This window comes from Pseudosulfitobacter pseudonitzschiae (assembly GCF_900129395.1).
Taxonomy (GTDB): Bacteria; Pseudomonadota; Alphaproteobacteria; order Rhodobacterales; family Rhodobacteraceae; genus Pseudosulfitobacter; species Pseudosulfitobacter pseudonitzschiae.
This window is the reverse complement of record NZ_FQVP01000016.1, coordinates 22,767-32,998: the sequence shown is the minus strand read 5'-3', so window position 1 is coordinate 32,998 and position 10,232 is coordinate 22,767. Positions and strand designations below refer to the sequence as shown.

Sequence of the window (10,232 nt, the reverse complement as noted above, 5' to 3'; positions counted from 1 at the left end):
CCTCGGTAAAACGTGTCTTCTTCATCGGAATCTCCTCGTTCATCCTGCCGAGAAAATTCTACTTCCGCATCCCCTTAAGATCGGGGGGGATTACCGATGGAGGGCGAAATGACTGAAGCGAAGCGCATAAAAATGCTCGAGCGGGCCTTGATTAAGTACATCGAGATGTATGGATTTATTGAAGAGGCACGGGTCTGCTTCGAAATGAAGGCTGAGCCAGAGCCCCGGACAGTGAAGCAAGCATTTTACGATTTGTTCAGGCGTCGAGACGCTGCGTGAACGTTAGGATGTTAAACTCTCCTATCTTTTAGGGCGAAGCTCCAGCAGGCTCCATCAATCATCATTGATGGGATTAAACTATGCAGACTGCCCTAGAAATTGCGGCGAGAACCTTCGGTGAAACGGATCATGTTGCGGATTGCCAGTTTCAGACACCTACCCAAATTTGTAAACTAGCTCACCGGGAGTATCCTTATTGGCATGTTCTCCTCAAAGGGCGGCACATAGGGGTTCACCGCCCTGATGATCGCATCTGTAACTGAGTGGCGCGCACACTTCGTAAGGACGGAAAATACCGGCAGAAATGCCTCGGCCCAGCTCTCTCCCTCAGTAAGCCGTCAATCACATACCAAACGGCAATTGCGCGAGCCTTCGAGTGGTTCGAAACCGGCTCAGTGACGGACTTGTCGGTGGCGCCCGAATATGTTGGCCGCGTCGCATCGCTTTGTGTTTGCCCGATCGGGGATGTCTACACGGTTGGACACGCTATGGAGGATTATCTGACATGGTCCAAGCTCGCGCGCTCATCAGGGGGGCATTACAACAATTTGACGCTGATGAACTATCATCTGGTTCCCAAGCTGAGCGCCATCCCGATTGAAGAGTTCAATGCCAAAGACCTGCAAGATCTCGCGCAAAGTGTTCTGGAGCGTCCTCCCAAGCGAGGTTTTGAAAACCCGCCCGCCAAAGTGGACCCCAACACCCTGACCACGGATGAAATACGCAAGCGGAAGCGCACTTTCAATTCGCTTGTCACCATCTTGAGGATGGTTTTTCGCTATGCTTGGGAAAGCGGCCACCTGACTTCTGAACGCTCATGGAAGTGCTTGAATAGGGTTGCTGTCAATCACCAACCACGGACAATTTTTCTCACGAGGGCCGAGTGTGGGTCTCTCCTCGATGCATGTAGCCCATCCTTGCGCCAATTGGTGTTGGCTGCTCTCTACAGTGGTTGCCGGGTGGGCGAGCTTGGCGAACTGCGCGTGGAAGATGTGGCGAGAGACGGTTTTGGAATTTCCGTGAAGCCTTTTAAGCGTGGACCCGCAAGGTTCGTATTTTTACCGGCAGAAGGCATGACGTTCTTTATGAAGGCCTGTGATGGGAAGGGGCATAAAGATCATCTCTTCCTGTCGACCAAGGGAAAGCCTTGGAGTCGTCAGCACACCCTTCAATTTCGCACGGCGGTTGCTAAAGCAGGTCTCCCCAAAGAGTTTGTGTTTCATGGCTTGAGACATACCTACGCCAGCGACCTTGTTGCACACGGGGCTTCCCTTGACACGGTGGCAAAACAGCTGGGGCACGCCAACACTCTGACGGTGATGAATACCTATGGACATCTTGCTGAGACGATGAGGGAGGCTCAAGTTCAGAGGTGCTTTTCCCCACTTTCATCTGAAAATGATGATGGGTCAGAACGTAACCTTCGGAGGTTACAAGCGATACGAGACCGGGACGACCCAGAAAAGTGGCGTGAAAAGGCCCATCCGCAAACGGCTTCCACGCTGCCACGTTCGCCGCTGGCGAGGCCAAGCAGGGAAGTCCTGGAGATTTTCTCAGCTTTGCCTGGTGACCACTAGATCGCTTTCCGCGGCGACCATTCTACGCAATCTTCAGTATTTAAATTTGGCGGTAAAAGTGCACCCTTTTAGAGCGAACCAGGTGTGAAATAGACCAACCTATGTATCAGGTCCGTGGAGCTTTCTAACTGAGATTTACAGATGGTAAATTGTTGTTGAAGTTTAACAATTGTCCAACTCGCTTTGCGTGTGTGCCGATAGGGTCATCGGCCTGTGGCCGATCGCGCATTCGGACATGCGTCCTCACCGCGGCGTGGCGCCCAGCATCCCGGTTTGCCCGTCTCGCGAGCACGGCACTCCCCGCCTGCTGCGCCGGATTGCGCTCTGGTCTGTTTTGCTGAGGCAAAACGATCCCGCCGCTCCATCCGCCTTTCGCGTCCGGTCGCACCGTTTGCCTGCTCGGGTCGGGCAAACCTACCGTCAAAACACACACACATGAGTGCGGAAGCATATCCTCCGGATGGCCCCCAAATCAGCCCGCGTCAAGGATCGCAAAACTTTTCGGGGAGGCAGGGGCAAGAAGCGGCTTCGGTCCAGCACTCGAGGTCGCGCCTATGAGTGGCGATGCGTCCGGAAAACTTTTGCGCCCGGCACGCCGGCGGCTGCGCCGTCCCTGACCCGAGCAGATTCGGGAAACCAAACATTCGGCCATGCCCCCACACTCACGTGGTGGCTCCACAACCGAAAACTGGAGACCAGACATGGCTTACGACACCGCAAACACCTACGAGACCATCGAGCTTTTCGGGCTGACCGAGAAGGATGCACAGCTGCCGATCCCCGAGGACCACATCCTGCAGGACAGCATCATCCGCGAGAGCTTCGAGGCTCTGCTCGGTCAGCTGCGCGGGACCGGGCTTGAGGCAGAAATCGAACCGCTGGCCCATGGGCTCGCCACGATCCTTCAGCGCCGCAAGGTGGCGCTCGGCAAGGAGGTCGACCGCACCGCTGACAAGATCGGCGCGCTGGCAAAATCCCACGACGGATCGGAGATCGCCGAGACCGCGATTCAGGAGGCGCAGGCGCGCTTTCTGCAGCTGCGCGAGATCGTCGGCGCCATCGAGGTGATGAGCGAGGCGGCGGCGGAATGCTACGAGATCGAAACGGGCCACGCCTTCATCCCGGCAGCCGGGTCGCGCGCAAGCGTCCGGGCGCAAGAGACCGGGGCGGTCTTCGAGGCACGGCAGCTTCTGGAGCAGCACGACCGTGAAACCGCCGAGAAGTCGAAAGTCGAGGGGGTGCCCCTGATCGTCTCAGGCGCCACCGACTGGACCGATGTCGATGTGATCTTCAACACGCTCGACAAGGTTCGCGAACGGATCAAGCAGAACCGAAACCAGGAGATCTTCCTCTGCCACAAGGGTGGCAAGCACGGGGCGGAGATGATCGCGGCCCGGTGGGCGCGCGCACGCGGGGTCGCGCAGGCGCGCTTCGATCCGCGCTGGTCCGCACACGGCCGGGCGGCACCGTTCAAATGCAACGACGAAATGCTGGACGACAAGTTCGCGGCGACGGGGGTTGTCCTCTTCGGCGGCAACGGGGTCGCGCTGAACCTCGGGCAGAAGGCGGAAGCGAAAGGCCTGACGGTCATGCGGGTTGCGGACCCGGCGAAGAAGGCGTCGCAGGATTGAAGAGAGAGGGTCGCGCTTGGCGCGGCCCTTTCGTCATGTCTCATGGCGCGTGCGATCGGTCATGCACGATCGGCAGTCTGCGGCGGCCAGCACCGTTATCCCTCTACCCAGTCCGTCAGAGTGCGGCCCATCCGCATCGGTACGGGATGGGGATGGTGAGCCCCTCACGCACATCGTCAGCAGCGCAAGACGCGAGGGGTCGAGACGTCGCATATGAGGCTGAAGACTCGCGCGTCCCTCGGGTGGTGTTTCGGAACATCGCATCCACGCGGGCGGGCTCCGTCAGCACCCCGGCCAGGCTCGGCGTGACGCGGACGCGGATGGTGGCGTCGGCGTGATGGCAAGGGCCATCCGGGTCTCTCCTTTTTGCTCATAGATGTGGATCGCACGGGGTCGGCCCGTCCGTGCCCTGCGCTTCGCTCCGGCAAGCACAAATACGGCTTCCACGGCTGGCCGCGGACCCTCCGCATTTGCGCTTGCGACCGGGCCTCTTGCCCCCGTGCTGGATGATCCCCATCGCAACAAGGAGTAACCCAAATGACCAACCACTACGTCGCCACCGTCCCCGTCAAGTTCACCGATACCGATGGCCAGGAGCGCACCCGCTTCCAACGCGTGGGCGCCATGTTCCGCAACACCCGCAACGGGGATGGCTCGGAGTTCTTCAGCCTCAAGCTCGACTTCCCGGTCGCGGTCTCGGAGCTGGTGATGTTCCCGCCGAGCGCGAAAGATCCCCAGGACTAAATCCTCTGACGAGGATGGGCCGCCCCAGAACGATCTTGGGGCGGCCCGATCCCTGTTCTAGGGATGCCGGTTCCGGCGCGGGTGATCGCCGGCAGCGATCTCTCCGGGTGCCAGTCGCTGCGCGTTCAAGGGACGCACTCCGCCCGGGATGATCAGGCCGCGACAGACCGGTCAGTCAGCCTCAAGGGGGCCATCCACAAAAACCCATCGGCCAGGGCCTCCCGGTTTTTGCGGCAGAGATTTGGTAGCCCAAATCTGGCCCTCCTTGACCCTGCCTGTCCGCCCTGTCGGTGGGGTTTGCGCCCGCCCGCGGTTCCGTCCGAACACATGCGTGTTCGGCCAGGCCCTCGGGCGGGGCTGGCGGACGGGACCTCTAGGACAGGTGGGTTGCCCGGTGGTGAGGGCGGCAGAGCCGCGTCCCTGCGGGCCGCGGCGTGAAGCGGACACCAAGGCTGCCTGAGACTGAATGCGACGTAAGTATATAATTGACAGCTTGGTATATTATCGCAAGGTGGAAGCAGCCTTGGTGGAAGGTGGCAGGAAATAGGGGGTCTTTCTTCCGCATGTCCCGAACAAAACGCCTGACAGAGATCGAGAAGATGCAGATCGTCCGCGAGTCCGCGGAGGGTGTGTCGACGTCCGAGCTGGCTGCGAGGTTCGGTGTTACATCGCGCGCAGTGCGCTACGTCTTGAAAGCCGATGCCGAGCGCCAGACGGATGCCGCAATTCCGGTCTCAGCGATCAGTGTGAAGGTCACGGCTGCGGAGCTTGCGGCGCTCGATGAAGTGCTGGCCGTGGCGGGGATCGAGAGCCGGGCCGAAGGGCTGCGGCGGCTGATCCAGGCAGCAGGCGGGGTGTTCGTTCCGGACGCGCAGATGGCGGCCGAGATGGCGCGCTACCGCGCCTCGCTGCACGAGGTCGGCAATGGGGTCGCGCAGATCGCCAAGCAGATGACGCAGGCCAACCGGCAGGGGCAGGGGGCTGGCCCGGAGTTTACCGAATTGCGCCTTGCGCAGATGCGCGGGCTGGCGCGGTTCATTCTGGATTCCGCTGACGAGATCGATCTGCTTCTGCGCCGCCGTCGGGACGCAATGCAGCTGCAGGCCACGGCCGTGCTGAGGGAGTTTGCCCATGCGGCTGAATGATGCCGTCCATGCCGTCACGGGCGAGGTCTTCCGAGATGGCTGGAGCCGCGTCCGGGGCTCGATGCAGGGGCTGCACGTGGCCAAGCAGACCCAGCTTGTGCGCGCGGCAGCAGGGCATCGGCCAGCAGTCTTTAAGGCGATCCGGGGCGGCGGCACGCATACCAAATCGCAGATTGCAAACCAGCTCGACTACCTCACCACCAAGTCCACACATATCGTCGACTCGAGCGGGTTTCTGGACGGCAAGGCGAAGCTCGAGGCGGCTGACATCAAGGATCTGACCGAGCGCTTTGCCAAGCGGTGGGATGCGGGCTTCAAGCCCAAGCTGGGGCAGACCACCCACTTGCTCATGTCCTTCCCCATCGGCACGCGCGGCGAGGATGTGCGCGACATCGCGACGGATGTGGCCGAGCGGTTCTTCCAGACCGACGCGGGGCATTTCGACTATATCATCGCGGTGCATGAGGACCGCGATCACCCCCATGCGCATCTGGTGCTGAACCGCCGCTCGCAAGAAGGCGAGTTCTTCTTTCTGGGGCGCAACCATCGCTTCAACTATGACGACTTCCGCCTCGCCATGGTCGAGGAGGCGGAGAAGTACGGCGTGCGGCTGGAAGCCACGCGGCGGGTGGAGCGCGGCGTCGTGCATTACCCGGCCCGGACCAGCGAGATCTACGCCGCGAAGGAAGAGGGTCGCGCGCCCCGCGAGCGCGAACGCGTGGGGCAGGACCTGACCCGGACGCTGGCGGAGATCGTCAACACCAGAACCGTCTACCATTCGCTTGCCGCAGAGGCCTCCCGGGAGGCCCGGGAAGACATCGCCGCAGCCCTCTTCCGCGCGGGCGAGGTGCTGGCGCATGGCGGACAGGTGGACCGAACAGGAGATGTGTATATGGCTGAGGATCAAAGCTTCGAGGATCTCAGAAGCCTCTATGCGGAAAAGCTCGCGCGGGTGCAGGGCATGATCGCCGAGAAGTCTGACGCGGAACGTCCCGTGCTGGAAAAACGCCTCATCGAGATCCAGACACAGGTCCAGCACATGCAGCCTTTGGGGCTGCGCTCGGGCTCGCTGTCAGAGGCCCCCTCGGAGGGCGGGATCTATTCCGAGGCCAATATCGACGCCAGCCAGCGCGAGCGACTGGCCGAGCCCGACCTGAGATCGCGCATTGACGCGGCACTACGGGACACCGGGATCAGCATATCGGAAGTGGTGGCCCGGATAGAGACCGGGGCCTCGAGCGCCGCGCTGGAGCATCAATGGATCGCAGATGATCTCTCCAAGGTGGCCGAGGCGCGCGATCTGAACCTTGAACGCCGCGACGATCTGGAACAGGCGCGCGACATTCTCAACGATGTGCACGTCGAACTTGGCACGCTCTTGGAACGGGAAAACGTGCTGCGCCGGGATGGTGTCGTGGAGGAGGAAGCGGTCGGCGAGCGGTTCCACTATCACGAGGACGCGGTCCGGGCGATGGAAGGGACAATCCGTCAGGAGATGCGCGCGGAGGGTTTGACCACACAGCAGATCGAGGATCGCGACTGGGAGGTTGCCTCAAGGGCGGAGCGTCGGATCGAGACGGAGCAGCGCATTTATCTCGAGGCGCATCCGGACTTGATCGCACGTCCTGGCGATGTGATCGACCGGTCTGAACCCTACAGGGAGACCATCACCGATGCGGCCCGCGCCAGCGAGATTACCCGCGAGGTCGACCGGATCATGGCGGGACGCGATGTCCGCACGCCCGTTGCAGATGCAGTCACGGATGACTTGCGCGCGCGCTATCCGGACATGCCGTCCCACCTCGCCCGCGGGCTCGGCGCGACCTATGCGGCCGTCGTCGAGATACGCGACACGGAGGTCATCAATCAGGTCCGCCGCGAAACCGAGATGGGCGAGGGGCTTGGGCTTGGCACGCGCGACGACATTCTCGCAACCGGTGATGAAACGGCGATGCGGCCTGATGAACGTGTCGACCGCCTCGCAGACGAGATTGCGCGTGTTCTGGACCATGAGCGGGCGGGGGAGTTGTCCGCGCCCTTCGAGACCGAGGCGGAGCGGGACGCCTTCCGCGACGAGATCGCGCGGGTGCTGGATGACCGCCAATTGGGCCGGCTCACATCCGGCGATGCCGATGCGCTGGACAAGGCTCTCGACGACCGCCTCGACCGGCTCTATGTCGCCAAGGTTTATCTTCAATCCGATGCCGCGACGGCCAATACTGAGGCCTTGCGCCAGGTGGTCGATGATCTTGCCGACGCCGAGTATGAAAAACACCGCGCCACAGACGTGGATGGCGAGACCGAGCGGGGTCAGGTCCATTGAGCGCCTCCATGGGAAAAGCGCGGATCGCAACAGGGGTCTTGCTGGTAACGCTGGTGACCGGGGCCATGGGCTATACCATCGCCTCGGCGGTGCTGACCTACCAGGATCTCGGCTTCGGGGCCGAGATCGATTTTGCCTATATCGCGCAGAATTATCTGGCGATCCTCGATCGCCGCCCGGAGGATGCCCAACTCATCCACCTGATTATCGGCAGCTTCGCCGCCGTCGGCCTGATGCTGAGCCTCGCCCTCTCGGGGTCCGCCCTGACACGCTTTGGCCAGACCCATTGGCAGACTGCGCGCGAGATGAAGGCCAACGGCTTTTTCGGGGCGCCTGGCACCGGGTTTATCCTCGGCAAGCTGGGGCCGCCGGGCTCCCGGGCCAACTACATCTGCTCGAAGGTCTTCCCCCACGCGCTGATCGTGGCACCCACGGGCCGTGGCAAGACCACGGGCTTTGTCATCCCGAACCTGCTGGCCTGGCAAGGCTCCGCCGTGACGCTCGATGTAAAGGGAGAGTGTTTCGAGGCCACGGCGCGGCACCGTGCAGCCCAAGGCGACAAGGTCTATCGCTTTGCCCCGACCGATTGGGAGGGCAAGCGCACGCATCGCTACAACCCGCTCTTGCGCATCTATGAGTTGAAAGATCCCGCGCGCCAGCAGATGGAATTGCAGCTCCTGGCGACGCTCTTTCTGCAGAGCGACAATGACCGGGTGCAGGGCCTCCTCAAAGGCGGGATCGATCTCTTCGTCGCGGCAGGCCTGTTGGCCTTCCAGCGCAAGCGTCCGACCTTGGGCGAGATCTACCGCATTGCGGCTTCGGGCGGGAACAAGCAAAAAGAGTATTTCGCGCGGGGCCATGAGGTCGATAACAGGGCCGCCAAGCTGATCTTCACCCGGCTGGCCTCGACCAACAACGATACGCTGACCTCTTACGTCTCGCTCCTGATGACCTCGGGGCTCGATCAATGGCAGAACACGGCCATAGATGAGGCGACGGCGGTGTCGGACTTTGATTTCCGGACGATCCGCAAAAAGCCCTTTTCGGTCTATCTGGTGGTCCAGCCGCTGATGGTAAAGCCACTCGCACCGCTGATCCGGCTCTTCTTCTCCGATCTTCTCTCGGCCATGCAGGAAAAAGACCCTGGGCCAGACGAGCCCTGGCCCGTAATGATCATGCTCGACGAGTTCAATCGCCTCGGTAAGATGCCCATTGTGGTCGAGAGCATCGAGACCCTGCGTACCTATCGCGGGCATTTGGCCGTGGTCACGCAAACCATCCCCGCCCTCGATGAAATCTATGGCGAGAACACTCGCCGCGCCCTGCAAGGCAACGCAGGCGTGAAGCTCTACCTGACGCCTTCGGATGAAAAAACCGTCGAAGAGCTGAGCAAGGCGGTCGGCAAGACCACGAAGACCGTCATCACGCGCTCTCAGTCCATCGGCAAGAACCCCTTCGAGGGCCGCAGCCAATCCACACGGACCGAAGAAAGCTCTCTCCTGCCCGAAGATGAGGCGCGCCGCTTACCACTCAATGAAATCGTCATGGTCATCGATGCCCAGATGCCGGTCCGTGCGAAGCGGATTCAGTACTTCGACGATCGGCTGTTCAAGGCGATCCACGCGGCACAAACGGGCGAGTTGCCATTTCCGAAGCCTGGGGGAGGTGGGTCGCAGGGCACGCTGCCGCTGAGTGTGCGCGCCATGCCGATGACTCCGCCCGCGAGCGGACCAGGTGGGTCTGACGCCGTTGTGGAGACCACACGCCAAGATGCTGGCAGTCAAACGTCAAAGCAAACTGACGTCGCCCCAAGAAAGACCGTGCCGGCCGTTCAAGCCGTTATCGCTGAAGAGCAGCGACAGATGGAAATGGATTTTGGGGGCCAGGTTGCGGATGCCGAGACAGTGGGCGTGGATGATGAGGCGCAGATGCGCTCTGCTGTCGATGGCTTGGACGACATGGAAGCGATGCTGCGAGAGGACGGTGGTGAAAAGCTAGTTGCTCGATAGCGTGGTGGGCATCGCCTGTCGGCGGTTTCCAGTCATTCGCCGCAGCCGCGGCCCGTCTTGGCTTTATCTGATCACACCGCGGGATGGTGAAGTCACCTTTTGATTGAAACTCCCAAGATGATGTCTTCGCCAACCATATTTAACTGGGGATCCTGACGATACCTCTATTTTTCCAAAGTAAGTTCCAGCAAAGTGTTACTAACATAATTTGATAGCTCGGCCGCGCGGCGCTCCCGGCAATGCAGTGGTAGTAATGATTTTATTAAGCTTTTGTAGCAAAGCCCACGAGCCGAATTCAGCAGCACGATGAACGAGGGCGTCTACGGCATAAGCACACAACGTGATGGGCTGGCCGAGCTTAGTTGAAATAAGTGGTCTGAACCGGATTTCATCCAATGTGGTAATTACTGCGTCGCCCCCCCCCCAATGGCACTACTCCTTGGGAAATAAGACGCACATGAAGCTAATTGGCAGGCAAAGGGGGGCGGATAAAGACTTGGACTGTTTCCACGGCATTCGGCCGA

The 10,232-nt window shown here is 60.9% G+C and carries 7 protein-coding genes; all 7 read left to right on the top strand.

Features of this window, described 5'->3' with window-relative positions; all coding sequences use genetic code 11:
• Positions 1–108: 108 nt before the first annotated feature.
• The 7 genes from BUC08_RS24705 (at position 109) to BUC08_RS23225 (ending at position 9,708) form a co-directional block, all read left to right on the top strand.
• Positions 109–279 carry a hypothetical protein gene (locus tag BUC08_RS24705; RefSeq protein ID WP_156024909.1) on the top strand — a complete coding sequence of 57 codons (171 nt, stop codon included), beginning with the start codon at positions 109–111 and terminating at the stop codon, positions 277–279.
• 488 nt (positions 280–767) lie between these two features.
• On the top strand, positions 768–1,856 hold the full coding sequence (locus BUC08_RS23255) for a tyrosine-type recombinase/integrase (protein WP_143186817.1): 1,089 nt from the start codon (positions 768–770) through the stop codon (positions 1,854–1,856).
• 701 nt (positions 1,857–2,557) lie between these two features.
• A complete protein-coding gene (locus tag BUC08_RS23250) occupies positions 2,558–3,487 on the top strand; it encodes a DUF2493 domain-containing protein (protein ID WP_073194586.1) in 930 nt (309 codons plus the stop codon).
• A gap of 537 nt (positions 3,488–4,024) precedes the next feature.
• Positions 4,025–4,231, top strand: a complete 207-nt coding sequence (locus BUC08_RS23240) for a hypothetical protein (protein ID WP_007120662.1) — start codon at positions 4,025–4,027, stop codon at positions 4,229–4,231.
• A 563-nt stretch (positions 4,232–4,794) separates the two neighbouring features.
• A complete protein-coding gene (locus BUC08_RS23235; RefSeq protein ID WP_037931482.1) occupies positions 4,795–5,376 on the top strand; it encodes a helix-turn-helix domain-containing protein in 582 nt (193 codons plus the stop codon).
• A complete protein-coding gene (locus tag BUC08_RS23230; protein ID WP_037931479.1) occupies positions 5,363–7,699 on the top strand; it encodes a relaxase/mobilization nuclease domain-containing protein in 2,337 nt (778 codons plus the stop codon). The genes BUC08_RS23235 and BUC08_RS23230 overlap by 14 nt, the downstream gene beginning before the upstream one ends.
• Before the next feature lie 8 nt (positions 7,700–7,707).
• Complete coding sequence (locus BUC08_RS23225; protein WP_037931476.1) at positions 7,708–9,708, top strand: type IV secretory system conjugative DNA transfer family protein; 2,001 nt, start codon at positions 7,708–7,710, stop codon at positions 9,706–9,708.
• The last annotated feature ends 524 nt before the right edge of the window (positions 9,709–10,232 follow it).